At 73.6% G+C, this 25947-nt stretch carries 21 protein-coding genes and 3 pseudogenes; 12 read left to right on the forward strand and 12 right to left on the reverse strand.

Annotated elements, in window-relative coordinates; translation table 11 throughout:
- Positions 1-5: 5 nt before the first annotated feature.
- The 3 genes and pseudogenes from accB to ACZ31C_RS24410 form a co-directional block, all read right to left on the reverse strand.
- Positions 6-567: pseudogene (gene accB, locus ACZ31C_RS24400) on the reverse strand (acetyl-CoA carboxylase biotin carboxyl carrier protein).
- A 262-nt stretch (positions 568-829) separates the two neighbouring features.
- On the reverse strand, positions 830-2518 hold the full coding sequence (locus tag ACZ31C_RS24405; protein WP_465797233.1) for an acetyl-CoA carboxylase carboxyltransferase subunit alpha: 1689 nt from the start codon (positions 2516-2518) through the stop codon (positions 830-832).
- Positions 2515-2841 (reverse strand): TcmI family type II polyketide cyclase, encoded by a 327-nt coding sequence (locus tag ACZ31C_RS24410; protein ID WP_131056042.1) that lies wholly within the window; start codon positions 2839-2841, stop codon positions 2515-2517. Before ACZ31C_RS24410 ends, ACZ31C_RS24405 begins: the two co-directional genes overlap by 4 nt.
- A gap of 309 nt (positions 2842-3150) precedes the next feature.
- Between ACZ31C_RS24410 and ACZ31C_RS24415 the strand changes: the two genes are divergently transcribed.
- From ACZ31C_RS24415 to ACZ31C_RS24435, 5 genes are all read left to right on the forward strand, one after another.
- Positions 3151-3957, forward strand: a complete 807-nt coding sequence (locus ACZ31C_RS24415) for an AfsR/SARP family transcriptional regulator (RefSeq protein WP_465797234.1) — start codon at positions 3151-3153, stop codon at positions 3955-3957.
- 167 nt (positions 3958-4124) lie between these two features.
- Complete coding sequence (locus ACZ31C_RS24420) at positions 4125-4472, forward strand: TcmI family type II polyketide cyclase (protein ID WP_131056046.1); 348 nt, start codon at positions 4125-4127, stop codon at positions 4470-4472.
- 14 nt (positions 4473-4486) lie between these two features.
- A complete protein-coding gene (locus ACZ31C_RS24425; RefSeq protein ID WP_465797235.1) occupies positions 4487-5836 on the forward strand; it encodes an FAD-dependent oxidoreductase in 1350 nt (449 codons plus the stop codon).
- Positions 5837-6071: 235 nt separating this feature from the next.
- Positions 6072-7109, forward strand: coding sequence for a helix-hairpin-helix domain-containing protein (locus tag ACZ31C_RS24430; RefSeq protein ID WP_465797236.1), 1038 nt, complete (start codon positions 6072-6074; stop codon positions 7107-7109).
- 209 nt (positions 7110-7318) lie between these two features.
- Positions 7319-7525 carry a hypothetical protein gene (locus ACZ31C_RS24435; protein WP_117228195.1) on the forward strand — a complete coding sequence of 69 codons (207 nt, stop codon included), beginning with the start codon at positions 7319-7321 and terminating at the stop codon, positions 7523-7525.
- Between the two features lie 297 nt (positions 7526-7822).
- Here ACZ31C_RS24435 and ACZ31C_RS24440 read toward each other — a convergent pair whose 3' ends face one another.
- From ACZ31C_RS24440 to ACZ31C_RS24460, 5 genes are all read right to left on the reverse strand, one after another.
- Positions 7823-9439 (reverse strand): hypothetical protein, encoded by a 1617-nt coding sequence (locus ACZ31C_RS24440; RefSeq protein WP_465797237.1) that lies wholly within the window; start codon positions 9437-9439, stop codon positions 7823-7825.
- Positions 9440-9610: 171 nt separating this feature from the next.
- A complete protein-coding gene (locus ACZ31C_RS24445) occupies positions 9611-11704 on the reverse strand; it encodes an APC family permease (protein WP_465797238.1) in 2094 nt (697 codons plus the stop codon).
- Positions 11705-11709: 5 nt separating this feature from the next.
- Positions 11710-12105, reverse strand: a complete 396-nt coding sequence (locus ACZ31C_RS24450) for a hypothetical protein (RefSeq protein WP_465797239.1) — start codon at positions 12103-12105, stop codon at positions 11710-11712.
- Between the two features lie 257 nt (positions 12106-12362).
- Positions 12363-13133, reverse strand: coding sequence for a DUF5995 family protein (locus tag ACZ31C_RS24455; protein WP_396747397.1), 771 nt, complete (start codon positions 13131-13133; stop codon positions 12363-12365).
- Between the two features lie 82 nt (positions 13134-13215).
- On the reverse strand, positions 13216-16101 hold the full coding sequence (locus tag ACZ31C_RS24460; protein ID WP_465797240.1) for a helix-turn-helix transcriptional regulator: 2886 nt from the start codon (positions 16099-16101) through the stop codon (positions 13216-13218).
- Positions 16102-16301: 200 nt separating this feature from the next.
- On the opposite strand from ACZ31C_RS24460, the pseudogene ACZ31C_RS24465 reads away from it, so the two are divergent.
- Positions 16302-17477: pseudogene (locus ACZ31C_RS24465) on the forward strand (adenylate/guanylate cyclase domain-containing protein); the annotation flags it as partial.
- Between the two features lie 759 nt (positions 17478-18236).
- Here the strand turns inward: ACZ31C_RS24465 and ACZ31C_RS24470 are convergent.
- The gene (locus tag ACZ31C_RS24470) at positions 18237-18803 is read right to left on the reverse strand and encodes a dienelactone hydrolase family protein (RefSeq protein WP_465797381.1); all 567 of its coding nucleotides are present in this window, start codon (positions 18801-18803) and stop codon (positions 18237-18239) included.
- Between the two features lie 166 nt (positions 18804-18969).
- A pseudogene (paaI, locus tag ACZ31C_RS24475) lies at positions 18970-19332 on the reverse strand (hydroxyphenylacetyl-CoA thioesterase PaaI); the annotation flags it as partial.
- Positions 19333-19580: 248 nt separating this feature from the next.
- Between paaI and ACZ31C_RS24480 the strand changes: the two are divergent.
- Positions 19581-20339, forward strand: coding sequence for a class I SAM-dependent methyltransferase (locus ACZ31C_RS24480; RefSeq protein WP_465797241.1), 759 nt, complete (start codon positions 19581-19583; stop codon positions 20337-20339).
- A 31-nt stretch (positions 20340-20370) separates the two neighbouring features.
- On the opposite strand, the gene ACZ31C_RS24485 is transcribed toward ACZ31C_RS24480, so the two are convergent.
- The gene (locus tag ACZ31C_RS24485; protein ID WP_465797242.1) at positions 20371-20706 is read right to left on the reverse strand and encodes a hypothetical protein; all 336 of its coding nucleotides are present in this window, start codon (positions 20704-20706) and stop codon (positions 20371-20373) included.
- An 85-nt stretch (positions 20707-20791) separates the two neighbouring features.
- Complete coding sequence (locus tag ACZ31C_RS24490) at positions 20792-22069, reverse strand: MFS transporter (protein ID WP_465797382.1); 1278 nt, start codon at positions 22067-22069, stop codon at positions 20792-20794.
- Between the two features lie 179 nt (positions 22070-22248).
- On the opposite strand from ACZ31C_RS24490, the gene ACZ31C_RS24495 reads away from it, so the two are divergent.
- The 5 genes from ACZ31C_RS24495 (at position 22249) to ACZ31C_RS24515 (ending at position 25930) form a co-directional block, all read left to right on the forward strand.
- Complete coding sequence (locus ACZ31C_RS24495) at positions 22249-23235, forward strand: LacI family DNA-binding transcriptional regulator (protein ID WP_465797243.1); 987 nt, start codon at positions 22249-22251, stop codon at positions 23233-23235.
- Between the two features lie 215 nt (positions 23236-23450).
- Positions 23451-24200 carry an LppM family (lipo)protein gene (locus tag ACZ31C_RS24500; RefSeq protein ID WP_465797244.1) on the forward strand — a complete coding sequence of 250 codons (750 nt, stop codon included), beginning with the start codon at positions 23451-23453 and terminating at the stop codon, positions 24198-24200.
- Between the two features lie 84 nt (positions 24201-24284).
- On the forward strand, positions 24285-24620 hold the full coding sequence (locus tag ACZ31C_RS24505) for a hypothetical protein (RefSeq protein ID WP_131054723.1): 336 nt from the start codon (positions 24285-24287) through the stop codon (positions 24618-24620).
- A 12-nt stretch (positions 24621-24632) separates the two neighbouring features.
- Complete coding sequence (locus ACZ31C_RS24510; protein WP_465797245.1) at positions 24633-25244, forward strand: glycine zipper family protein; 612 nt, start codon at positions 24633-24635, stop codon at positions 25242-25244.
- Positions 25241-25930: a carboxypeptidase-like regulatory domain-containing protein gene (locus ACZ31C_RS24515; protein WP_465797246.1), complete on the forward strand. Its 690-nt coding sequence runs from the start codon at positions 25241-25243 to the stop codon at positions 25928-25930. The genes ACZ31C_RS24510 and ACZ31C_RS24515 overlap by 4 nt, the downstream gene beginning before the upstream one ends.
- Positions 25931-25947 lie beyond the last annotated feature (17 nt).

Consider the following 25947-nt stretch of genomic DNA (forward strand, 5'->3'; position numbering starts at 1 on the left):
CCACCTCAGGCCGGGTCCAGGGCGACCAGCGGCTGGTCGTACTCCACCGGCTGGCCGTCGGCGACCAGCACCTCGGTCACCCGGCCGGCCCGGTCGGCGGTGATCTCGTTCATCAGCTTCATCGCCTCGACGATGCCGACCACCTGCCCGGGCCGTACCAGGTCGCCGACGGTCACGAAGGGCGCGGCACCAGGCTCCGGCGCCCGATAGAAGGTGCCGACCATGGGCGAGCGCACCGCGCTGCGAGGGACCGGCGGCACACCGGCTCCGACCGGGACCGTGGGTACGGGCGGCGCGGGGTGTACGGGCGGCGCGGGGTGTACGGCCGACGTGCCGGGTGCGGAGGTGAGCGGGCCGGATCCGGCCTCGTGCTGCCATTCCACCTCCAGCTCGGCCCCGCCGGCGCACAACCTGAGGCGGCGCAACGGACCGGGCAGCTCGGCGACGAGTCGGCCGACGTGCCGCCGCAACCCGGCCAGCGCGGCCTCGGTGTCCGCCTCGTCACGCGCTCCGGACTCCGATCCGGCGAGGTCCGGCCGGTGCTGTTCTGGCCGGTGCTGGTCCGATCGGTGTGACTCCGGCCGGTGTGACTCCGATCGGTGCGGGTCCGTCGCGCCGGACGCGGCCGGTGCGGGCGGCGGGCAGGTGGGCTCCCGAACGTGCTCGTCCCTCGGCGTCGGGGCGGGCGCCGGCTGCCTCACGGCTGCCGCTGGCCGGTCGACCGGTGCCGCGACACCAGGCCCCGGCAGGCCGCCCTCCGGGCCGCCCGGCACCGGCGGCCGGACCGTCGGGGTACCGGCGGCGGCGGGCACGGTGCCGCCCGGGGCGCTCACCGGGCACCCGCCCGCAGGCCGGTCCGGGCCGCGCCGAACCGGCGGAACCGGCGTCGGCGGCGCTGCACCAGCGTGGCGACCGGCAGTTCCAGCAGCGGCAGCAGGTTCGTCAGCACCGCCTCGCGGACCGCGTGGGCCACCGCCTCCGGGTCGTCGGCGGCCGAGCCGGGTGGTTCCGGCACCACCTCGTCGACGATGCCGAGCCGGACCAGGTCCGGGGCGGTCAGCTTCAGCGCCCGGGCCGCCTGCGGCGCGGCGGTCCGGCCCGGCCAGAGGATCGCCGCGCAGCCCTCCGGACTGATCACCGAGTAGACCGCGTGCTGGAGCATCAGCACCCGGTCGGCGACCGCGAGGGCGAGCGCGCCGCCGCTGCCGCCCTCGCCGGTGACCACGGTGACGACCGGGGTGGGCAGCACGCTCATCGTCAGGATGTTCTCCGCGATGGCGGCGGCCTGGCCGTGCTCCTCGGCGGCGATGCCGGGGTCCGCGCCCGGGGTGTCCACCAGGGTCACCACCGGCAGGCCGAGCCGGGCGGCGAGTCGCATCAGCCGCAGCGCCTTGCGGTGCCCGGCCGGGCTGGCCATGCCGAAGTTGCGGGCCACCAGTTCGGCACTGGTGTGGCCCTTCTGGTGCCCGATCACCATCAGGTGCCGGCCGTCGAGCCGGGCCAGTCCACCGACCACGGCCGGGCAGTCGCCGCCGAGCCGGTCGCCGTGCAGTTCGGTGAAGCCGTCGAAGGCGGTCTCCAGGTAGTCCAGCGTGGTCGGGCGGGCCGGGTGCCGGGCCAGCCGTACCGTCGCCCAGGCGTCCCGGGTCGTCGGCTCCGGGTCCGCGACCGGGCCGACGGGACGCGCCGACGTGGGCGTGACGCCGGGTCGACGACCGCCGGCCGCGGCGGCGAGCAGCGTCGTCAGCCGGGCGCGCAGCGCGTGCCGGGGCACCACCATGTCGACCTGGCCGTGCCGCAGCAGGAACTCGGCGGTCTGGAAGCCCTCCGGCAGGTTCCGTCCGGTGACCTGGCGGATCACCCGGGGGCCGGCGAAACCCATCCGGGCGCCGCTCTCGGCGATCACCAGGTCGGTGCAGGTGGCGAACGAGGCGGCCACTCCCCCGTACGTCGGGTCGGTGAGCACGCTGACGGTGAGCAGCCCGGCCTCCCGCAGCGCGGCGATCGCCTGGCTGACGGTGGCCATCTGCATCAGGGACAGGGCGCCCTCCTGCATCCGGGCGCCTCCGGAGGCGGTGACCAGGACCAGCGGGACGCCGGCCGCCAGCGCCTCCTCGGCGGTCCGGGTGATCAGTTCGCCGACCGCGCAGCCGAGGCTGCCGCCGAGGAAGCGGAAGTCCATCACGGCGAGCGCGCAGCGGTACCGGCCGACGGTGGCGGTGCCGCAGAGCACGGCCTCGGGAAGCCCGGTGTCGGCGCGGGCGGCGGTGAGCCGGTGCGGGTACGGCAGCACGTCGACGAACCCGATCGGGTCCACCTCGGCCGCGCGGTCCGGTAGCGGCTGGAAGGACGCCGGGTCGACCAGTTGGCCTACCCGCTCGGGTGCCGCGAGTCGGGCGTGCCGACCGCACTCGGGGCAGACGTCGAGGTTGCGCCGCAGCCGTTTGCGATACAGCAGGGTGGCGCAGCCGCCACAGCGCGACCAGAGCGTCCCGTCGGCCGGCGCGGTGGCGGTCACGACCGTGGCCCGTCGAAATGGTAGAAGCAGCGGGCCATCGCGTCGCGCGGGGACCGCCAGGTCGGCAGGTACGGCGAGACGTACGGACTCAGCCGGGCGCTGACCCGTTGGAACTCGGGATGGTCCCGGACTGCGGCGACCGCCTCGTCGCCGGGTGACTCGGTCTCCAGCAGGTGCACGTACAGGTCACCGAGCCGGTAGAGCGACCGGTGCCGCACACCGACCAACCGGGGCAGCTCGGTGGTGTCGGACTCGGCGAAGATCTCGGCGACGGTGGCCTCGGCGGTCGGGTCCACCTTCGCGACGATCAGCGTGCGGTCCATGCTGGACCTCCCCCCATGGGCCGGCGGTGACACCACCGGATGCCCGGACGACTGCGGCCACGATGCGCCGTCGCGCGTCATCCGGGCGTCACCGGAAGCTCGGCCCACAAGGACGTCTGGTGACGTTCCGTTGACGCATACTGTGCCTCACCTGTGTGCCGCCGAACTTCATGATCATCGCAAGTGCGCAGTTCAGAGCCGTGTTCATGAAGCGAGTTTGGTTACTATGCCGACAGCAGCGTTGACTCAGAGTAACCGCTATTGATAATCTTCACGACGGAACCGACCCGTCCCGCAGGGGGTACCGCCGTGGCCGCCGAACCACCCGCGCCGACCACCGGCGAACACCGGACCGCCGAGGTACGCCTGCACCTGCTGGGCGGTTTCCGGCTCACCCACGACACCGCTCCGGTGGTGGTGCCCCGGGGACTGCAACGGATCATCGCGCTGATCGGGCTGCGACCCGACGCGACCCGCGCCCACCTGGCCGGTCTGCTCTGGCCGGAGGCCGGCGAGGACCGCGCGCTCTCCTCACTGCGCACCGCGCTGTGGCGACTGCGGCAGGACCCGTACTGCCCGTTGACCACCACCGCCGACACCATCCGCCTCGACCCGACGGTCGCCGTGGACGTCGACCGGCTGGTCGAGACCGCCGCCCGGGTACGCGACGGCCAGGCACCCGAAGACGCCGCCGAGGCGCTCGCCGCCGGGCGGCACGACCTGCTGCCCGGCTGGTACGAGGACTGGGTGCTGACCGACCGGGAACGGCTGCGCCAGCTCCGGCTGCACATGCTGGAACAGGTCGCCGCCCAGCACCTCGCCGCCGGGCGGCACGGCGAGGCGCTGGAGGCGGCGCTGGAGGCGATGGCCGCCGAACCGCTACGCGAGACGCCGCACCGGCTGGTGGTCCGCATCCACCTCGCCGAGGGCAACGCCTTCGAGGCGGTACACGCCTTCTACGTCTACCGCGACCTGCTGCTGCGGGAGCTGCGCCTGGAACCGTCCCCGGCGATGAGCGCGCTGCTCGACGAGACGCTGGAACCGATCCGCCGGGCCACTCGGGTACCGGCCGAGACCCGCCACCCGGGCGGCCGGGCGCGGTTCCGGACCAGCTGACTCACCGGTACCGCTGACCCGCCGGATCCGCTGGCCCCGCCGGTGGCGTCACCGGCCCGACCGGTCGCGTTGACGGGCAGGTGACAGTCCGCCGGACAGGGTGATACCGGACAGCCGTCCGTGGCCCGGCCAGATGCCCGGGCGGGAACACCGGTGAGAGGGGTCCGATGAGCCGTCTAGTGATCGTGAACAGGATCATCCCGGGCGCGGAGGGACGGGTGGCGCAGATATTCGCCGAGTCCGACGCGACCGAACTGCCCAGCCTGACCGGGGTACGCCACCGGTCCCTGTACTGCCTGCACGACCTGTGCGTACACCTGATGGAGACCGACGACGTCGGCACGGACGCCCTCGCGGCGGCCCGCAACCACCCGCTGTACCGCGAGGTCAACGAGCGACTCTCCGCGCACACCTCGCCGTACCTGCCGACCTGGCGCTCCCCCCGTGACGCGATCGCCAGTTGCTTCTACCGCTGGGACGCCGCCGACGTCCCGGCGCCCCGCGTGGCCGGCTGACCGGCGGTCGGCTGATGTCCACCCGAGCACCGCACGTGCTGGTCATCGGCGCGGGCACCGGCGGTCTCTGCCTGGCGCACGGGCTGCGCCGGGCCGGGATCAGCGTCGCCGTGTACGAGCGGCACCGGACCCGGGCCGACGGGCTGCTCGGTTACCGGGTGGGCATCGGGCCCACCGGCAGCCGGGCGCTGCGCGACTGCCTGCCGCCGGAGCTGTTCCGGATCTACCTGGCCACCTGTGCCCGCTCGCCCCGCTACTTCAACGTGCTCACCCAGCGGATGCGGCACACCGCGTCGTTCCCCTTGCGGCCGGACACCGACCCGGTGGACACCGAACGGTCGGTGGCCCGGATGACGCTGCGTCAGGTGCTGTTGACCGGCATGGAGGACGTGGTGCACTTCGACCGCACCTTCACCCACTACGAGCAGCACGACGACGGTACGGTCACCGCGTACTTCGCCGACGGCACCAGCGCCGTCGGCGACCTGCTGGTGGCGGCGGACGGCACGCACTCCGCGGTCCGCCGGCAGTACCTGCCGCACGCCACCGTCCGGGACGCCGGCACCGTCAACATCGCCACCCGGATCCCGCTCACCGCACACACCCGGGGACTGCTGCCGGAGACCGTCCGGCGCGGCATCTCACTGATCTTCGGGACCGGTGGGGTGATGGGCGTCCTGCACGTGATGGAGTTCAAGTGGGACGGCGACGGACGACTCAAGCCGGACGTCCCACCTGCCGACGCGGCCCTGCTGGCCGACTGGCCGGGGCTGCGGCACGATCCGACCCGCGACAACATCAACCTGGTGGTGTGGAGCACCGCGCGGCGCTTCCCGGCGGATGTCCTGCGCCGCCGGGGCGGGGAACTGATCCAGGTGGCGCTGGAGTTGACCGCCAACTGGCATCCGACGCTGCGGGAACTGCTCAGCCGCGCCGACCCGGAGAGCGCCCTGCCGATCCGGGTGTCCACATCGGAGCCGGTGCCGCCCTGGAAGAGCAGCACCGTCACGCTGCTCGGTGACGCGATCCACACCATGACGCCGGGTCGAGGTGTCGGCGCCAACACCGCGTTGCGCGACGCCAACCTGCTGCGGCGGCACCTGGTGCACGCCGTGGCCGGCGAGAAGACGCTGGTGCAGGCGGTGGCCGACTACGAGGCGGCCATGCTGCCGTACGGCTTCGCCCGGGTGGCCGACTCGTTGAACCGCAGCGGCACCAGCGGGGATGACCGGATGTACAAGCCGGTGTTCGGTCGACTCGCGCTGCTCGGCGCACGCGGGTACTTCCGGGTCACCAGCCGGGTACCCCCGCTGCGCCGCAAGTTCGTCGACGACTTCTATACCTATCGCGGCGAGGAAGACTGATCCGTCCCCACCCGACCCCCGGCACGACGACCCCGTGCCGGGGGTCGTCGTGCCGGGGGCCGTGGTGTACCCACCGTGTCCACACCGTCCGTTCCGCCTCGGACACCTGCGGTGAACCCCGTCCCGCGAGTACGGACTGTTACATGGCCTGCCTGTTGCCCCGGCCCCACGTGTGCGAAGCTGCGGCGAGCTTTTTTCGCGACGATTCGGACGTAGGACTTCAGGGAGGTTTACCGTGGGCGACTCCTTCGGGAGCTGGCTGATACTGCTCGTGGCGCTGCTGGCAGGTCTGGCGGTGGGCTGGGTGCTGCTGCGCGGGCGACGGGGCGAACCTCCCGCGTCGACCACCGCGAGCACCACCACCAGCGAGCCGACCCCGGCCGCCACCGTCAGCGAGCCGACCCCGGCCGCCGTCGAGACCGAGCCGGCCCCCGCCGCCAGCATCGCGGAACCGGCCCCGACCGCGGTGGAGACCGAGCCGGCGCCGACCGCGGTGGAGACCGAGACCTCAGCCGCCGAGACCGCGCCGGCTCCGACCACCGTCGAGACCGCGCCCGTCGCCGAGACCGAGACCTCCACCGCTGTCGAGACCGAGCCGGCGTCGACCACCGTCGAGACCGCGCCCGTCGCCGAGACTGAGACCTCCGCCGTTGCCGAGACCGAGCCGGCGTCGACCACCGTCGAGACCACGCCTGCGGTGGACGTCGAGCCGGCCCACACCCCGCCGGTGGTCGACGTGCCGGTGAGCACCGACACCGCCCCGGCCGAGGACGTCGTCACCGCGCCGACGACCGTCGACGCGACGGCGGCAGCCGAGCCCGAGGCCGCCCCGGCGGTGTCCGCCGCACCGGTAACCACCGAGCCGGTCACCCCTGAGCCGGTCACCCCGGACCCCGTCGCCGAGCTGGCCGTCACGTCGCCGGTCACCCCAGAGCCCACCGCGTCGCCGGTCACCACCGAACCGGTCACCACCGAGCCGGTCGCTGCTGAGCCGGTCGCTGCCGAACCGGTGGCACCCGCTGAGCCGGTGGCCGCCTCCTCGGTGGCCGCGCCCGCGGCCGGAGCGGCGGACGACTTCCGACGTATCCAGGGGGTCGGGCCGAAGATGGCCGCCGCGCTGCAGGGCGCGGGCATCCTCACGTACCAGCAGTTGGCCGAGCTGGACGAGGCCGCGCTGCGGGAGGTCATCAAGGGTGCCGGGCTGCGCGCCACCGCGAGCCTGGTCACCTGGCCACAGCAGGCGAAGGTGCTGGCGGCCGGCGGCACCGACTGACGGCACGCCCCACACGGGCCGCCGACGCGGACGGGTCTCCGGACCGTCTTCGCGTCGGCGGCCCGTTCCGTTGCGGCCACACTGTTGTCGGTGATGGTGTCCGGGGACATGGCCCGTCGACGGGGGACGCGCCGCCCTCCGTTTGGCCGTTCGGTCCGTCTGGGTACAAGGCCCGGCACCGTGCAACCCACCGGACCGTGGAGGAAGCCATGCGTGGCACGTCGATATTCGGAGTCCTGGTCGTGATCTGGCTCATCATCGGCGCAGTCGCCGCCGGCCAGCGCGGCTACTACGACAACGAGGAGACCAACTGTGCCGAGTTGGGCACCATACTGGTGACCATCGTCGCCGGGCCGCTCAACTACGTCGGCGCCAACCCCCAGGTCGAATGCGAACTGCCGCAGCCCTCGCAGTGACTCTTCCCGGGTGGCGCCGGGTGACCCCCACCGGCGCCCCCAACGCCCCAGCACCACCCGACATCACCCGTCGGCGCACCTGCACGTAGAAGATCACGCTCGATCCGGGATCGAGTGGCCTCGTAGCGCGACGCAGCCACTCGATCCCGGATCGAGCGTGATCTTGCGGAGAGAGCGACGGTCACCGGCCCAGGACGGAGGTGCCGACCCAGGACGGAGGTGCCGGGGCGGTCGTGACCGGCCCCCCGCGTCCGGTCACGACGGACCAGGCGGCGGAGGGCCGGGCGTACGGGTGGATCAGCGGAAGCAGTGCGCCACCGGCACCCGGCTCCCCTCGCAGTTGGTGGGGTTGTTCTCGATGACGACGGTCTCGTCGTCGATTTTGATCTGGGCCCGCTCGACGTGCGCGCCACCGGCCTGCACCGTCGCCCGGTTGCCGGTCACCTGGCTGCGATAGAGCGAGGCGGTCCCGGCGGTGACGAACAGCCCGGCACCCAGGGACTGCGGCCCGACCGCCGCGTTGGCCTGCACGTCGCTGCCGCGCACCAGCAGGTTGGACTTCTCGGCGTAGATGCCGCCACCGTTGCCTCGGGTGGTGTTGTCCTGGATCACGCTGTCGTCCAGCGGCAGCAGGCCCTGGACGGTGGAGATACCGCCACCGGCCACCGCGGCGAGGTTGTCCCGGATCGTCATCTGCCGCAACACCAGCACCGCGTCCGAGTTGGCCAGGCCACCGCCGGTCTGGGCGCTGTTGCCGACCACCGCGCTGTCGAAGACCTTGGTACGCGCGGAGAAGCTGGCCAGGCCACCGCCCTGCCCGGCGTTGTTCTGCACGAAGGTGGAGGAGTACACGTCACCGGCGGCCCGGAAGTTGGCCAGGCCACCGCCGTAGCTGACCGCGCTGTTGTGCCGGAACTCGGTGCGGTGCATGGTCATCACACCGCCGTTGAGCAGGCCCCCACCCTTGCCCTGGGCGCCGGCGGCACGGTTGCCGATCAGCCGGCTGTCGCTGATCTGGAGGTTGCCGTCGTTGAAGATGCCTCCACCGCCGCCCTCGGCGGACAGCGAGGTGCTGTTCACCACGGTGACTCCCTCGACCACGGCGGTCGCGCCGTGCACCACGAAGAGGCTGCCGCCCTCCACCTTCGACCGACCGTTGCGCAGGGTCACGTCACGCAGGGTCAGCTCACCGCCGTCCCGGACCGTGAAGAACCGGAACTCCTCGGCGTCGGCGGCCCGCACGATGGAGGCGCCGGAGCCCTCGATGGTGATGCCGTGATAGATGACCGGCAGTCCGGCCTTGTCGTCGGCTGGGTCGCGCGGCGGCGCCTCCGCGTCGCCCGGGGTCTCGGCGGCGTCCGCGGCCTCCCGCGCGTCGCGGATACCACCGTCGTACTCATCGACCTGCGCGAAGGCGTGGGTCAGGGTGTAGGTGCACTCCTCGGCCAAGCGCAGCGTCGCGCCGCCCTCGGCGTTGGCGCGGACCAGCGCCGCGATGAGTCGGGCGGAGTCGCACGGCACCTTGATCGTCTCGGCCCGCGACGGACGACCGTTGCGGTCCGGTCGGTCGGCGGACGCGTCGTCGTCACGCCCGGAGGCGGCGCCGTCGCGGCGGCCGTCCCGCGCGCCGTCCGGTTCGCCACCGTCGTGCCGCCACTCGGGGCGCTGCCGGTCCGGGCGCTGCCGCGCGGAGTCGGGATCGGGGCTGGCGTCCGGGACGCCGGGGACGTCGGAGTACATCGCCGCGGGCCGCTCCGGGCTCGGCGCCGGTGTGTTGTTCTCGGTGGCGGAGGCGACGGCGGTCACGCCCGCCGCTCCGACCACCAGGGTTCCCGCCATCAGGCCGCCGGCCAGCAGCCAGCGGGACCGCCGTCCGGGTCGACCCGACCCGGGGCTGCCTCGGTAGGTGGACATCAAGGTTCCTGCCTCTCGTGCATGCGAAGACACGGCCGCCCCGAACCGGGCGCGGGGTGGCGGACGTCGCCTCCGCCACCAGAGGTCACCGTACGGCGATCAAAGGTTCATATCCGGCATAAGTGAATAAGTACGCCGCTCGCGTTCATGTTGTCTCAGAAAGGACCCGGATCATCCGCCGACGTGGATGCCCGGCCGCCGGGCCGGGTCCGGCTCGGACTTGCGCAGGATCTCCCGGACCACCGGCGGCGTGTCGCCCCGCCCCAGGATCAGATACCGCAGCAGGTGCGCGATCGGGTTGCCCTCGGACCACTCGAAGTGCGCGTGCGGGCGTACCCCGGTGGCATCACGCAGCGCCAGCAGGATCGCGGCGATGGCGTTCGGCGCGGCCGGGCTGCTGGCCCGCAGCACCCGGTACCCGCCCACCTCGACGCCGCACACCCGCAGCACGTGGCGGAACCCGGACGGGTCCACCACGTCGATCTCCAGGAACAGCACGTCGGTCGCGCCCGGCACCGGGTTCAACCCACGCTGGGCGCGCTCCTTGATGGTGTACTCCTTGACCGCGCCGCTGCGCCGCTTGTGGGCGATCACGTGCAACCGGCCGTCGTGCGCCACCGAATCGGCGACGAAGCGCCGCGCCACCTCGTCGAACTCGACCCGCTCGGCCCGCAGCTCGGTGGTCCGGCTGACCCGGGAGACCAGCGAGACCGCGATGATGCCGAGGATGAACAGGCCGGAGATGGCGATCCCGTCCGGCTTCTCGATCACGTTCTCCACCAGGGCGTACACCAGCACCAGGGTGAGCACGGTGAAGCCGACGGAGGCGGCGCGCTGACGCCGGGCGACCGCGGCGATGGCCACCGCCACCGACGCGGAGACCATCATCGCCAGGATCCCGGTCGCGTACGCGCCGGCCTGCGCGTCCACGTCGGCGCGGAAGAGGACGGTCAGCACGATGCAGACCAGGGTGTAGACGATCACCACGGGCCGTACCGCACGCGCCCACTCCGGCGCCATGCCGTACGAGGGCAGGTAGCGCGGCACGATGTTGATCAGCCCGGCCATCGCCGAGGCGCCGGCGAACCAGAGGATCAGCACGCTGCTCAGGTCGTAGACGGTGCCGAACGCCTCGCCGACGTGTTCGTGGGCGAGGTAGGCCAGCGCCCGCCCGTTGGCCGCACCGCCCGGCGCGAACTGCTCGGGCGGGATGAGCAGCGTGGTGACGAAGGTGGTGGAGAGCAGGTAGACCGACATGATCAGCGCAGCGACGGTGAGCAGTCGCCGGGTGTTGCGGATGCGCGCGGCCAGCCGCGCCTCGGCGTCCCGGCCCTCCCCGGCGACCAGCGGCATCATGCTCACCCCGGTCTCGAAGCCGGAGAGTCCCAGCACCAGCAGCGGGAACGCCAGCGCCGCGGTCAGCGCCACGCCGCCCGGTCCGCCGCCGCCCGTGGTCAGCGCCGCCGTCCAGTCCGCCAGCGGGGCGGGATCGGCGGCGAGGTCGGTCAGCGACACCACCACGATCACCGCGTTCAACGCCAGGAACACGGCGACCAGTGGCACCGCCACCGCCACCGCCTCCCGGAAACCGAGCAGGAACACCCCACCCAGGATCAGCAGCAGCACCACGGTGACCGTGACCGCCACGGCGGTCCCGCCGAACGCGTCCGGCAGGTACGGGTTCTGCAACATGTGCACCGTGGCGTCGGCCGAGGAGAGCGTGATCGTCACGATCCACGAGGTGGCCACGAAACCGAGCAGCACCAGGACGAAGACCTTGCCCCGCCAGAACGGCAGCAGCCGTTCGAGCATCGCCACCGACCCCTGGCCGTGCGGGCTGTCCCCGGCCACCCGGCGGTACATCGGCAGCATGCCGAACAGGGTCAGCGCCACGATCAGCAGCGTCGCCAGCGGGGAGAGCGCCCCGGCGGCCAGCGCGGCGATGCCGGGCAGGTACGACAGGGTGGAGAAGTAGTCGACGCCGGTCAGGCACATCACCCGCCACCAGGCGTGCGACCGGGTCTGCCCCTCGGCCGTCTCCGGTCCGACCGGCTGCACCTGGTGCACGAACAGCCACTGGCGCAGCCGGCTCTCCGGCCGGGCCGGTCCGGCCGGTACCGCGACCCGGTCGGGCACGGTGACCCGTCGACCGGCCCGTTCGCCGGGGCGGGTGGGGTCCCGCGCGGCACGCAGCGACGGTTCCGGTGTCCCGGACGCCGGGCGGCGCCGGTCCCGGCCCCGTCGCGCTCTGGTCCCGTCCCCCATCGCGGTCAGCCGCCGGGCGGTGTGGCCAGCGCGCGAGCCAGGGCGGCGGGGTCGTCGACGGTCACCGTCAGCCCGGGATGGCGCGGACGGCCGCCCGGCAGCAGCGCCGGCACCGGTCGCGCGAAGCGGACGCAGAGCCCGGTGGCGGTGGAACTGCCGAAGGTGACGCCGAGGTCGGCGGCGGACAGACGCGGACCGACCACCCGCCACCAGCGGTACGGGCCGGTGGTCTCGGTGTCCAGGACGTTCGCCCGTTCGGTGCGCAGCCGCCAGGGCCCGAACCGCACCGTCAACGTGTCGCCGTCGACCCGTACCCAGGCGGTGGAGGGCCGTACCCCGAGCAGGGCCAGGAGCGGACGCAGCGGCGGGTCGAACCGGAACGGGAAGCGGTGTGTGGTCATCCCCGGACCCGCCGGCCGACCCGGTCCCCCGGCCGACTCGGACGAGGCGGTGCGGCGGGACGCGGGCGGGGCCGTGCGGCGGGACGCCGAAAGGCAGCGGTCATGGGCGCCGCGTACCCCGCGAAGGCCGGCCGACACCCCCCTGGCCGGCCGGCCTCCTGTTCCCCCCGTGCTCACATACCGGGCGACGTCGCCCGGGCGGGTCGGATGCCCCCGTGCCTCGCCGTCGGGCGAGACGCGGGGACCCCCCGTCCCGGCTACTGCAGGAATGCCCCGAGGGGCGACAGCAGCAACCGACCGAGCGCGGAGGCCGTCTGGTCCAGCCGCGCGCGCTCGCGCTCGTGTCGATGCGGGTCGTGCCGGCATCGCCAGATCCGTTGTGCGTTGCGCCAGGCGACATCCCGGGTGTACTCGATCAGCTCACCCTGGTACCAGTCGTCGATGTCGCCGTTGACCATGTCGATGAGCAGCTGCCACTGCTCCAGGTAGCCCCGGCGCAGGCCGGGGATCTTGTCAGCGAAGATCCGGTTGATCTCCAGGTAGTCGCGGTGCTGGTCGCTGCCCTCGACCGGCTCCGACTCCAGGTAGTCGAACGTCGTGACCAGGGCGAACGGCAGGTCGAAGTTGATGTGCGCGTTGACGCCGGCCGCCGCCGACGGCAACGGCCGGGCGTCCGGGCCGCGCATCCGCTCGAACAGGCAGGCCCACGCCTTGGGCGTACCGGGGCTGGAGTCGCTCCACATCCGCAGCGCGTCGAAGTAGCGGGCGGCGAACTCGACGTCCAGCCGGGACAGGAAGACCGGGTCGACGAACCGGTCGGCGTAGAGGCCGTCCAACACGCTCGTGGTAATGGTGAGGTAGAGCTTGTTGAAGTCGGCCAGCGGGCAGCTGTCCAGCAGCGGTGGCAGCCGGACCAGCATGTCCTGGAGCTTGGTCAGGTGGTCGACGACGGCGGGCACGTCGGCCGGGTGATCGGCGAGCAGGTCCACGATGTCCCGGTGCACTGGCCCCCAGACCGGTTCACTCACGCTGCCCCCTCGCTGCTCCCGGCGTCGCGATCCGACGCCGGGCACAGCCTTTCAGGCGGGGACACCGCCGACATCAGTAGAACTACGTATCCGACACCGACACCCGACTACGCAGGAAGATGGCGCTCGCCTGCACCCGGGTACGTACGTGGAGCTTGTCGAAGATGTGCGAGACGTGTACGCCGATGGTCCGTTCGCTGATGAACAGCCGCTGGCCGATCTCCTTGTTGGTCAGCCCCTCGGCCACCGCGGCGAGCACCTCGCGCTCCCGCGCGGTCAACGCGGCCAGCTCGTCACCGGCGCCGGGCGGCGGCTCGACCCGGCCGGCGGGGCGTTCCTCCAGCTCCACCCGGGCCCGGCCGGCGAGGGTACGGATCTCCTCGGTAAACGGCACCGCGCCGAGACCCTGCGCCGCCTGGTACGCCTGCCGGAGCAGTCGGCCGGCGGTCGCCGTACGGCGGCGGCGGGCCAGCAGCGCCTCGGCCTGGCGCAGTCGCGCGTACGCCGCCGGATACGGATGGTTGCGGCGATCCCACTCGGCTGCCGCCCGCCCCCACAGATCCGGGTCGCTGTCGTCGAGTCGGCTCACCTCGGCCGCGCAGAGCGCCAGGTAGCCGTCGACCACGTCACGCACCGGACGGGCCGCGGGCACGCTTCGCCCGGCCACCCGGTCGGCGATCTCCCGCAGCCGGCGTACCGCGCTCTGGTCGACCGCGACGGTGCGGCTGGCGTGCGCCTCGGCCTCGGCGCGCAGCCCGTGCCAGACCAGCACGGCGAGGATCACCAGGTCGTCGGAGCGGGTCTCGGTCAGGCCGCGCTGCACCGCGTGCCGGGCCACGTCGTGCCGCCCCTGCCACATCGCCAGCCCGGCGCGCAGGGTGAGCAGCGGGATGACGTGCCGGGCACCGCCGCCGGCCAGCATGGTGGCCGCCGCGTCCAGGTCCCGGTCGGCGGCCTCGACGTCGCCGTACCCGACCGACAGCTTGCACCGGGCCAGCAGCAGCTCGACCGCGTCCGCGCCGGACGGGCGGTGCCGCAGCGCCGCCGCGATGACCTTCTCCGCCTCGGCCCACTGCCCCACCCGGAACAGCCCGTTGGTGGCGACGGCCAGCAGCCGGGTCTCGTAGGCACGACCCAACCCCAGCTCGGCCACCCGCTCGGCGCCCCGGCGGGCCACCACCACCCCCTCCTCGAGGATGTTCAGCGGCCCGGTGAGCAACTCGGCCAGGTGCAGGTAGGCCCGTGCCACGTCCTCCGGGCGACCGGCCCGCTCGGCGGTGTCCAGCGCCCGCCGCAGCACCGCCAGACCGGCGTCCGGATCCTCCAGGTACGCCTCGGAGAACCCCAGCGCCGCGCTGGCCAGCACCACTTCGGTGGTGGCTCCGTCGACCTGCTCCGCCAGGGCCAGCGCCTCCCGCGCGCGCTGGCCCGCGTCGGCGTACCGGCCGAGGTGCACCAGCAGGTCCGCCAGGTGTGCGGCGGCGGCGGCCCGCTGGCGGGGCGTGCAGTCGGCGGTGTCCAACGCCTGCTGGTACTCCACCTCGGCCAGCGCCAACCGCCCAGCGCCGAACAGGTAGCGGGCTCGCCGGATGTGCAGCTCGCAGGCGGGCAGGTCGGTGTCGGTGGCGGCCAACTCCTCCAGCAGCGTCAGCGCCCGCGCGTACTCACCGCTCTTGTGCGCGGCCTCGGCGGCCTGGCCCAGCAGCGCCGCCCGGTCGACCCCGGCCCGCCCCTGGCTCAGCTCCACCGCCACCGACCAGTGCCGGTGCGCCTCGGCGTAGCCGTACAGCCGCTCGGCCTCCTCGGCGGCGGCCACCGCCGCCGGCAACGCCCGTTCCGGCTCACCGGCCAACCGCCAGTGATGCGCCAGCCGGGCCTGGTGCAGCTCGCCCGGCGCGGCGGTCAGCGCCTCGGCGTAACGCCGGTGCAGCAGGGCGCGTTCGGCGGGCAGCAGCTCGTCCTCCAGCACCTCGGCGACGAGCCGGTGCCGCAGCCGGTAGCCGTCCTCGGAGCCGACCAGCAGCCGGTGCGCGACGGCGGCCCGGACCGCGACGAGCAGGTCCTGCTCCGGCAGCCCGACCACCTCGGTGAGCAGCCGGTGCTCGACCGGCTCCACCCCGGCGGCGACCGCGTGCACGGCCTCGTGCGCGGGTTGCGGCAGCGCGTCCACCCGGGCCAGGAACACCTCGCGCAGCGTGTCGGACAGGTCGTCGCGGCCGTCGCGCAGGTCCCGCGACAGCTCCTCCACCACGAACGGGTTGCCCCCGCTGCGTTGCCACAGCCGGTCGGCCGCCTCGGGCGCGAGCGGGGCCCGGACGACCGCCGCGGCGAGTTCCTCGGTGGCGGCACGGTCCAGCGGCGCCAGGTCCAGCACCCGCACCGACCGCAGCCGACGCAACTCGGTCAGCACCCGGCGCAGCGGGTGCGCCCCCTGCAACGACTCCGACCGCACCGCCGCCAGCACCGACAGTTGCAGGTCGCCCAGACCGGCCAGCAGATAGAGCAGCAACTGGCGGGTGGTCCGGTCGACCCACTGGAGGTCGTCCAGGACGAGCACCAGCGGGCGGCCACCGGCGATCACGCCCAGTCCCCGGGACACCCGTTCCAGCAGCGCCCCGGCACCGTCCGGCCCGGTCGCGTCCTCGGCGAACACCCCGAGCAACGCACGCACCGACGCGGTGGCGGCCGGCGGGAGGTCGGCGTCGAGACGCCGCAACGCCTGCCGCAACGGATGCAGCGGTGAGGCGTCGCCGATGTCCAGACAGGATCCGGTAAGCACCAGCGCCCCGCCGGCGCTCAACTGCCCGCCCACCTCGTACAGCAGCCGGGTCTTGCCCACGCCGCTCTCGCCGGTGAGGAAGACACCGGCGGTGTTTCCCGGCGGAACGTCGTCGAGCAGCGCGGCGCGTACCGTCGCCACCAGGTCGGCCCGACCGACGAGCGGTGTGGTGTCCACGTCGCTGGCCATGGCTCGCAGCCTAGTCACAGCCGCCGCCCCCGTTCTACCGCCGCCGCGCCGCCCCTCCCCCACTCGCGTCGACATTGCGACCGAAGGTTGCGCTCGGCCGACATACGTCGTTCTGCAGATCCGCCGCCGGACCAGGGATGACAGTCTCCGGGACATCGTTGGCACGTACGGGGGGAGAGGCAGGTGCGATCTCGATGCCCATGTCGATTGTCGCAGGTCAGCCGACCCAGCGGAGGCGCTGGCCGGTAGCCGAGGAACGACGGACGGTCACTGTCCTCTTCGTCGACATCGTCGGGTCGACACGTCTGGTCGACCGGCTCGACCCGGAGGACGTCCGCACACTGCAACGCATCTACTTCCGCACGGTCGCCCGGGTGCTGCGGCGCTGGGACGGCGTGGTGGAGAAGTACGTCGGTGACGCGGTGATGGCGCTGTTCGGTGCCCGGACCGGGGACGGCTTCGAGGCGTACCGGGCGGTGCGGGCCGGGTTGGAGGTCCAGCGCGCCCTGGACCGCCGGCCGCTGGCCACCGCGCCCGGGCTGCGGGTCCGCGTCGGGGTGGCCACCGGCGAGGCCGTGGTGGACCTGGCCGCCGGGCGCGACGGCGGGCACGGCATGGCCAGTGGTGCGGTGATCACGCTCGCCGCCCGCCTCCAGGAACACGCCCCGCACGGCGGGGTGGCGGTCTGCGCGGCCACGCACCGGGCCGTCGCCGGACTGATCGCGCTGCGCCCGGTGCCGGCGGTGACGGTCAGTGGCAAGACCCTGCCGGTCGGCGTCTGGCACGCCGTGGGCACCGTGGCGCCCCGGCCGCCGCGCCACGACACGCCGCTGGTCGGCCGGCACCGTGAGCTGGCCGCCGTCCGGGAACAGCTCGCCGAGGCGGTACGCGGACGCGGCGTCCGGCGGTTGGTGCTGACCGGTCCGCCGGGCAGCGGACGGAGCCGGCTGCTGCGCGAGCTGGCCCGCAGCACGCCGACGCTGGACGGGGTACCGGTGCGGTGGTGCCTGACCGCCTGCCCGCCGTACCCGGACGGGCCGCTGGCACCCGTCGTGGAGCTGGTGCGGACGCTGGCCGGCAGCCGTACCGCCGCCACCGGTGCCGACGTGCTCCGCGACCGGCTGGCCGCCGCCCTGGGCGGATCGGTGTCGGGCGAGCACCTGGCCGCGGCATTGGACACAGTGGACGATCTGGTGACCGGCGGCGGGGCCGCCGGTGCCCGAGCGGCGATGCGCTGGCGGGACGTCCTGCTCGGGCTGGCCCGCCGACAGCCGGTGGTGGTGGCCGTGGACGACCTGGACCGGGCCGCCCCGGCACTGCGCCGGCACCTGGACGCCCTGGTCGACCTGGCCAGCGCGGACGGCCTGCCGCTGGTGCTGGTCGGCACCGGGGCGGGCGTCGACTCCGCCCGGCCGACGGCCCGGGTCCGGTTGCGTCCGCTCGACACGGTGACCGTCGGTCGGCTGCTGCGTCGCCTGCTGCGCCGGGCCGGTCAGCCAGCCGGGTTGGTGGGGCGGCTGATCCCGCTGGTCGGCGGCAATCCCGGGCGGGCGGTGGCGTACGTGCGCTCGCTCGCCGGGGCGGACCCGGCTCGGCTCGCCATGCCGGAGAGCATCCGGCGGGCCGCCGAAGCCCGGCTGGACCGGCTGGACGGCCCCCGGCGGGCCGCTCTGATGGCGGTCGCCGCCCTTCCGCCCGGCTGTCCCGTCGCGGACCTGGCGCGGGCACTCGGCTGGGGGGCGGCGCAGGTGGAGGCGGCCCTGCGCGCGCTGACCGGGGCGGGCCTGCTCGTCCGGCTGCCCACCGGCGGGCACGCGTTCGTCGACCCGGCGCTGCGGGAGGTCGCCGTCGCCCGGCTTCCCCGGGCGACCCGGGCCGCCTTCACCCGCCGGGCCGGCGTCCCGGCCACCGACGCGCCGCCTCCCGAGCCGGCAACGGCACGGTCCGCAGTCGCGCGGGCGGCATCGACGCATCCAGGATCGGCTCGTTCGGGACCGACCCGGTCGCAACCGGCCGCGAGGTCGGCGCGGTCCGCATCGGCGGCGCGGCCGGCGCAGTCCGCATCGGCGGGCCGGTCTGCGCGGTCGACACCTGCCGCCAGGTCCGCGGCGGCCGCAGGGTCGGCGCGGTCGTGGTCAGCGAGCGGCCAGGAAGGACAGCGCGCGCTCCCAGGCGAGCGCGGTGGCGGCCGGATCGTGGTCGGCCTCGGCCGGATCGGTGAACAGGTGACCCGCACCCGGATAGCCGTACCCGGTGACGTGGGCACCGGCGGCGGTCATCTCCCGCCGCCACTGGTCGACCTCGTCCGGCGGGTCGTAGGGGTCCGGGTCGGCCAGGTGCAGCTCGACCGCCAGCCCGGGCCGGACGTCGGCGGGCGCGCCACCGGTGCCGTGGAACAGCAGCAGGCCGCCGCTGTCGGGGCGTTCGGCCAGCATCGCGCCGGCCACCCCGGCGCCCATCGAGAACCCGGCGAGCACGGCGTCGGGCGGGAGCCCGTGCAGCGCGTCCCGGGCGCGGTCCAGCACGGTCTGCTGCCCGATCCGGTCCAGCAGGGCGAAGCCCTCCTCGACCGTGTCGACGGCGGGTACCCCGTACAGGTCGGGCGCGTGCACCTGGTGTCCGGCGGCGCGCAGCCGCTCGGCGGCGTCCCGCACCGCGGGCCGCAGCCCGTACACGGAGTGGAAGAGTGCGACATGTCCCATTCGCTCATCGTGCCGGACGGCACTGACAGCGTCGGCCCGGCACGCGCGGGCACCCCGGTCAGTCTCGGCCGGCGCCGTCCGGTCCGCCGGCCGGTGCCTCCGAGCCCGGTCCGTCGTCCGGCCGCGCCGGAGCCGTTACGCCATCCCGGGCACCGGCGTCCGGCCGGAGGACCCGGCTGTGCCCCCGGAACTCGGCGATTACCGGCCCGTCCGCGCGCCTCACCGTGACGTCGTAGATCCCGCTGCGGCCGTACCGGGTCCGTTCCGTGGCCCGGGCGAGCAGCACGTCCCCCTCGCGGGCCGGACGGACGAAGGTGATCTCGCCGCCGGCCGCGACGGTGGCCGGGCCGTGGCTGTTGCAGGCCAGTGCGAAGGCGGTGTCGGCGAGCAGGAAGACGAAGCCGCCGTGGGCGATGCGGTGGCCGTTGACCATGCTGTCGGTGACCCGCATCCGGGCCGTCGCGGTGCCGTCCGCGGCGCTGACCAACTCGATGCCGAGCCGGTTCGACGCCACGTCGGCCTCGAACATCTCGTGCGCGGCGGTGCGGAGGTCCACCTGGCTCCCGACTGTGGTCGGCGGGGCCCTGCGCCCCGGGGACCGCCATCATGCCACCGTCGACCGGGGCGTCTGGCGCGGTGGGTCCGCGACGACGACCGGGCCGGATCGGTGTCCCCGATCCGGCCCGGCACTGATCATCGCTCCGCCATTGTCTCGCAGTTGCACATTGTTGGCAACAAGCTGGACAACGGCCCGTCGATGTAACTAGCCTGCTCGCCATGAGTCCTTACATCACCGATGCCGCCGCATGGCAGGAGAGCTGGGACCGGCAGCAGGAGGCGTACCTGCCGGACCGGGAACACCGCTTCACCGCCATGCTCGACGCGGTCGAGGCGGTCCGCGAGACCACCCCGCCGCGACTGCTGGACCTGGCCGGCGGCACCGGCACCATCTCGCTGCGCGCGCTGCTCCGCTTCCCCGACGCCGAGCTGACCCTGGTCGACCTCGATCCGGCGCTGCTCGCCCTCGCCACCGCCTCGCTCGGCGACCGGGCCACCATCGTCACCGCCGACCTCACCCGGCCGGACTGGGTGGACGCCCTGCCGCATCGCGGTTACGACGCGGTGCTCACCGCCACCGCGCTGCACTGGCTGCCCGCCGACCGACTGACCGGGCTCTACACCGAGCTCCGCGAGCTGCTGCGCCCCGGCGGCCTGCTGGTCAACGCCGACCACATGCCCGACGACACCCTGCCCGAGCTGACCAAGCGCCTGCTCGCCAAGGCCGAGGCGCGCCGGGCGGCGCGGTACGCGGCGGGTGCGGTGCCCTCCTGGGCGCAGTGGTGGGAGCACGCCGCACAGGACCCGGAGCTGCGGCCCCTCGTCGAACGTCGCCACGCCATCTATCCGACCGGGCACAGCCAGGAGTGGAGCCCACCGGTCTCCTGGCATCTCGGCGCGCTCTCCGAGGCCGGCTTCACCGAGGTCGGCACGCTCTGGCGCGGCGGCGCGGACGCGGCGGTCGTCGCCGTCCGGTGACCGCCCGCGCGGCGGCCACCGGACGGACCGGTCAGCGGGCCCGACGTTCCGGGTGCGCCCGGTTCCAGGCCCGCATCCGTTCCGGATAACCGACCTTGGTCGCCTCGTACAGCGGGATGGTGTGCTTACGGGCCATCTTCCCGGCGGCCCGGGGCGTCCCGGTACGCCGTCGGATCCACTCGCCGTCGTGCGCGATGGCGACCACCGTGGTGTCGGTGGCGGTGGTCTCCGGTTCGAGATAGAACTCCACCCCCTGCCGGCTGGTCGCGAACTCCTCCAGCGACGCGAGGTCCTCCGGGGTCGCCTCACGGTCCAGTTTCGTCGGGGTGTCCTCTGCGGCCCGGGGCCGCCGGCTGAACCAGCCCATGCCCGGCTCCTCTCCTCGGCGTACCTCCCAGTGCAGCATCCGGACCTGGCAGTTCCCTGGACGGCCGGTGTACGGGCCCTGGTCGCTACGCCTCCGGCCGGGGAGAACCCGCCCGCTCCGGCTCCGGGGCGCCCGCCCGCTCCGGCTCCCCCGTGGCGCCGGAGACGGGCGGACGAGTGACGCGTACCAGCAGCAGGGTCGGCAGCAGCAGCAACGGCACCACCAGCAACGCGTGCAGCGTGCCGATCCGGTCGCCGAGCAGCCCCAGCAACGGCGGGCCGGCCAGGAACGCGGTGTAACCGATGACCGCGACCACGCTGACCCGGACGTGGGCGTGCTCCTCGTCGTCGGCGGCGGCGCTCATGCCGACCGGGAAACCGAGCGAGGCGCCGACGCCCCACAGCACCACACCGACCACCGCGACCGGACCGGAACCGGCCAGGATCGCCACCCCGGCGCCGACGATGGCAAGCAGAATGGTCACGGTCAGCACCGGCACCCGCCCCCACCGGTCCAGGGCCACCGTGCCGAGCGTGCGGCCCACGGTCATGCCGGTGACGAAGACGGCGAAGACCGCCGCGCCGGCCGCCTCGCTGAAGCCGTATCCGTCGATGAAGGCGACCGCGATCCAATCGTTGGCGCTGCCCTCGGCGAACGCCGCCGCCAGCACCACCAGACCGATGAGCAGGGTGCGCGGTTCCCGCCAGGCGGCGAGCAGGGACTTGCGACCGCCACCGGAGCCCTCGCCCTCCGTACCGGGTGCGGCGGGCAGGAACGCGCGGGCCCCCAGCAGCGTGCCGCCGAGCACCACCGCCGCCAGCACCCCGAGGTGGACGGCGATCGGCAGGCCGAGCCGGGCGGCCCCGGCACCCAGTCCGGCACCGGCCACCGAACCGAGGCTCCACGCCGCGTGGAACCGGGGCATCACCGTCCAGCCCAGACGGCGTTCGACGATCGCGCCCTCGATGTTCATCGCCACGTCGCAACTGCCGGAGCCGTACCCGAGCGCGAACAGGCCCACCGCCACCCCGGGCAGCGAGCCGGCCACCGCCGACACCCCGGCCACGCTGAGGCCGAGGGCGACCACGGTGGTGGAGAACACCACCGCACGGGCCGCGCCGAGCCGCTGGGTGAGTAGGCCGGCGGTGGGCATCGCGACGATCGCGCCGATGGACATGGCGAGCAGGAGCAGGCCGAGGCGACCGGGGCTGAGCTCCAGCGCGTCGCGGACCGCCGGCACCCGGGAGAACCAGGTCGCGACGGCCAGCCCGTTGAGTGCGAACACCACCGCCACGCCGTTGCGGGCGGCCAGCACCGCCCGAGGCGGACCCGAGGAGACCGGCGGTGTGGCGGGCGTGCTGATGGCGGGATCCATGGAACTTCCCGGTCCTCTCGACGGTGGTGGGAGCGCAGGCAACGATCACACACCTGGGAGCGCTACCACCACAATCCACCTCCGGTCCTTACCCATGGACCTTCGGCGAGGCATGATGCGGGTGGGAGCCCGCGTACCAGGCGGGCCGCAGGCAACAGGGAGACACCATGACCACGGCACGCCGGCCGGCAACCCTGGACGACGTCGCCCGAGCCGCCGGAGTCTCCCGCTCCACGGCGTCCCGGGTCATCGCGGGCAACGGGTTCGCGTCACCGACCGCCCGGGAGCGGGTACGCACCGCCGCGGACGAGCTCGGCTACGTACCCAACCCGGCCGCCCGGGCGCTGGTGCACGGCACCGGCGTACGGCTGCTGGTGGCGGTGGCCGGCACCGACCCGGCGGTGCTCGACGACAGCTATGTCGATCAGGTCCTCGGCGCCACCGCACGGGTCTGCGCACCGCACGGACTGGGCGTCACCGTCGACTGGGTGCCGCTGCACGCCCCGGAGCGGCTGGTCCGGCTGACCGACGACCGGGGAGTGACCGGCCTGATCCTGGTCAACACGACCGCGGAGCTGTTGGAGTTGGTGCCGCGCCGACTGCGCGGGCGGGCCGTGTCGATCGGAGTCGGCTCGGCCACCGTGCCGTCGGTGGACATCGACAACGGCGGCGCCACCGAGGCCATCGTCCGCCACCTCTACGCCAGCGGTCGCCGGCGGATCGCGATGGTCACCGGTCCCCCCTGGCTGACCTGCGCCAACCGCTCGGTGGACGCGTACCGGGGGCTGTTGCGTGACGCCGGCCTGCCGGCGCGCGAGGTGGTCGGCGACTTCTCCGTGGAGCGGGGCCGCGCCGCCGCCCGCGAGGTGCTGCGCCGCTGGCCGGACACGGACGCGATCGTCGGGATCAGCGACGCGACCGCGCTGGGCGTGATCGGTCGGCTCCGCGCCGACGGCGTGCAGGTGCCCGGCGACGTCGCGGTGACCGGCTTCGACGACATCCCGCTGGCCGCCGTGACGGCACCGGCCCTGACCACCGCCAGTCACCCGGTCCGCCAGATCGCCAGCGCCGCCGCCACCATGGTGCTGGAACACCGGCACGCCCCGATGTGCACCCGCTTCCCGTCCGCACTGGTACGCCGCGACAGCGCCTGACGGCACAACCTTTCAGGATATCCATTTCCGGGGTGTGCGACCTCGGTCGAATGTGACTGGTGAGCGGTAAGATCGGCGACTGCCATCTGACTGATCGCTGACTGATGGCTCGGCTCGCGAACGCACAGACTGAGCCCATGAATACGGGGCTCGGACGCACCTGGATACTCCGCGGCGCGGCGTGTCTCGTCCTACTGGCGACCCTTTCCGGCTGCATGCAACTCAACACCGGGCTGACCGTCAACGCCGACGACACGGTCAGCGGACAACTCCTGCTGACCGCCGAACGCACCGTGCTGACCACGAACAACAAGACGGTCGAGGCCGGCTTCGCCGAACTTCGGCAGAACATCCCGGCCCTACCCGAAGGCACCGAGAGCCGGTACGAGGACGCCACCCACTACGGTTCTCAGATCAACTACCGGAACGTTCCGCTCGATCAATTCGACAGCGAAAGTCTGAGCATCGTCCGGCAGAGTGACGACCGGTACGTGTTCACTCTTCCGCTCGACCCGAAGAAGTACGGCGGAAAGGTCGCCGAACAGGATCCGGCGAATCAGGCGCGATTCATGACGCTGATGTCGTTCGAGATCTCGGTGACCTTCCCCGGACGCGTTCTGGACGTCAGCGCGGGCGGTCAGGTCAACGACCGGACGGTCACCTGGCGGGTCGCCCGCAACCAGCCGAAGCCGCCCGAACTGCGGGCGGTCGCCGAGGCGCCGCCCCGGCCATCCGCCCCGGCGGACGAGGAGGAGACCGGCGGGGGCTTCCCGTGGTTGCTGGTCGGTGCCGGTGCGGTGATCCTGCTGCTGGTCGCGGTGATCGTCGTACTGCTGCTGCGCCGGTCCGGCACGGGCCCGGCGGGTGGCGGCGTGCCGACGCCCGGCGGACCGGGCATCACCGGTGGTCCGGGCACGCCTGGTCCGGCACCGCACACCACTGGCGGTGTGCCGGGCTCCGGCTGACCCGGGTCAGCCGGCACCGTCGCCCGTCCGGCGGGCGGCACCACATCCCACCTCGCACCACGCGAAACCGAAGGGGGATCGGCGATGAACGATCTCTTCACCTGGGCGGCGCTGGGCAGTCTCACCGGCGCGAGCGCCGCGACACTGCTGGCCACCAACGTCATCGGCGGGCTGATCGGCCCGAGTGCCGACACCGCACGCAAGTGGATCGCGCTGGGTATCGCCCTGCTGCTGTCGTACCTCACCGCGGCCTTCGCCACCGACGCGGGCGCCGAGAAGTGGATCATCGCCTTTTTCAACGGGCTGGTCATCTTCTCCGCCGCCCTCGGCGTCAACCAACTGCCTCCCGGCAACCGGCAGGCGACTCCGACCCGGCTGGCGCAGGGCAACGAGCCCCGCTTCATCCGCTCCTGGGCCTAGAGGGGAACCGTCATGGCCGTCTTCGGAGTCATCAGCGCCGCCGTCCACGTCGCGGCGGGCACGGTCCTCGGCGGGCTGTTGGGCGGACCCGTCGGGCTGCTCGTCGGGGCGGGCGTCGGTCTGGTCGTCGGCGTCGTCTTCGGATGGTCGATCACCTCGGCCCGGGTCTACGGGGCCGACGCCCGAGGGATCTTCCTGTTCATCGTCGACCACAGTTGGAGCCTGCTGAACACCGTGGTCGGCGCGATCTATCTCGCGGTGCACCTGGTCTTCGGTCACTCGCTGGACCGGGCCACCTCACAGCACAGCTGCCGGGTCAACGTGGTGGAGGGCGTCTCGCCGCGCTACGCCACCACGCTGGGCACGGTCTGCGCCGGCTCCGGGCCGGGCATCCAGCGCCACGAGGACGTGCACATCTTCCAGGCCCGGCTGCTCGGGCCGTTCTACATCCCGCTGGTCCTGGCCAACTACGTGCTGTTCACCATCGCGCCGGTGTGGCTGCTGTACCACGACCACACCGGTGCACCGATCAACCGCTTCACCCGGTACTTCGAGATCGGCGTCTACCCGCACGTGTGGAACGAGGCCATCGCGTACCGGATCCAGGGGACGCCGCCGCGATGACCGCAGGCGGTCCGATCGAGGCGGCCACCGCCGAACTGGTGCGGTGGCTGGCCGGGGCGGCGGGCGACGCCGTCCCGGTCGGCCCGCCCGCGCCCGGACCGGCGGCGGACGGGTTGACCCTGTGGCCGCTGGAGTTGCGCCCGGCCCGGCAGACCCGGGGCAGCGGCGGACCCGAGCCGTACCGGCTCATCGTCCGCTACCTGCTCGCCGCCGACGGACCGGAGGCCCTGGCGAAGCTGGACCGGGTGCTGGTCGAGGCCACCGGACCGAGCGGACACACGCTCGTGCTGGAGGCGGGCGACCCGGCGCTGTGGGTGGCACTCGGCGTGCCGCCCCGTCCGGCCCTGCTGATCGACGTACCGGTGCAGGTCATCCATCCGCACGAGCCGGCACCGCCGGTGCTGCGCCCGCTGCGGCTGCGGCAACTGGAGATGCTCACCTTCGACGGCCGCGTCGTCGGTCCCGCCGATCAACCGCTCGCCGCGATGCGGGTGGAGGTCGTCGGTCAGCCGTACGCGACCCGGACCGATCCGGCGGGACGGTTCCGGGTCGTCGGCGTGCCGCACGACCCGCAGCAGCCCGCAACGGTCCGGCTCCGGCTCACCGGTCGGGGTCAGGTGCTCACCGCCGAGGTGGACCCGACCGACCCCGACATCGTCATCGTCTGCGCGCCACCGACCCGCTGACCCGACCCGTACGGGAG

Source organism: Micromonospora sp. NPDC023869 (assembly GCF_055559695.1).

Excerpts from the sequence above, each read along its gene's own strand:
- ACZ31C_RS24410 (WP_131056042.1), bottom strand. The coding sequence starts at position 2,841 with ATGGACCGCACGCTGATCGTCGCGAAGGTGGACCCGACCGCCGAGGCC.
- ACZ31C_RS24420 (WP_131056046.1), top strand. The coding sequence starts at position 4,125 with ATGAGCCGTCTAGTGATCGTGAACAGGATCATCCCGGGCGCGGAGGGA.
- ACZ31C_RS24425 (WP_465797235.1), top strand. The coding sequence starts at position 4,487 with ATGTCCACCCGAGCACCGCACGTGCTGGTCATCGGCGCGGGCACCGGC.
- ACZ31C_RS24435 (WP_117228195.1), top strand. The coding sequence starts at position 7,319 with ATGCGTGGCACGTCGATATTCGGAGTCCTGGTCGTGATCTGGCTCATC.
- ACZ31C_RS24440 (WP_465797237.1), bottom strand. The coding sequence starts at position 9,439 with ATGTCCACCTACCGAGGCAGCCCCGGGTCGGGTCGACCCGGACGGCGG.
- ACZ31C_RS24445 (WP_465797238.1), bottom strand. The coding sequence starts at position 11,704 with ATGGGGGACGGGACCAGAGCGCGACGGGGCCGGGACCGGCGCCGCCCG.
- ACZ31C_RS24450 (WP_465797239.1), bottom strand. The coding sequence starts at position 12,105 with ATGACCACACACCGCTTCCCGTTCCGGTTCGACCCGCCGCTGCGTCCG.
- ACZ31C_RS24460 (WP_465797240.1), bottom strand. The coding sequence starts at position 16,101 with ATGGCCAGCGACGTGGACACCACACCGCTCGTCGGTCGGGCCGACCTG.
- ACZ31C_RS24470 (WP_465797381.1), bottom strand. The coding sequence starts at position 18,803 with ATGGGACATGTCGCACTCTTCCACTCCGTGTACGGGCTGCGGCCCGCG.
- ACZ31C_RS24480 (WP_465797241.1), top strand. The coding sequence starts at position 19,581 with ATGAGTCCTTACATCACCGATGCCGCCGCATGGCAGGAGAGCTGGGAC.
- ACZ31C_RS24485 (WP_465797242.1), bottom strand. The coding sequence starts at position 20,706 with ATGGGCTGGTTCAGCCGGCGGCCCCGGGCCGCAGAGGACACCCCGACG.
- ACZ31C_RS24495 (WP_465797243.1), top strand. The coding sequence starts at position 22,249 with ATGACCACGGCACGCCGGCCGGCAACCCTGGACGACGTCGCCCGAGCC.
- ACZ31C_RS24500 (WP_465797244.1), top strand. The coding sequence starts at position 23,451 with ATGCAACTCAACACCGGGCTGACCGTCAACGCCGACGACACGGTCAGC.
- ACZ31C_RS24505 (WP_131054723.1), top strand. The coding sequence starts at position 24,285 with ATGAACGATCTCTTCACCTGGGCGGCGCTGGGCAGTCTCACCGGCGCG.
- ACZ31C_RS24510 (WP_465797245.1), top strand. The coding sequence starts at position 24,633 with ATGGCCGTCTTCGGAGTCATCAGCGCCGCCGTCCACGTCGCGGCGGGC.
- ACZ31C_RS24515 (WP_465797246.1), top strand. The coding sequence starts at position 25,241 with ATGACCGCAGGCGGTCCGATCGAGGCGGCCACCGCCGAACTGGTGCGG.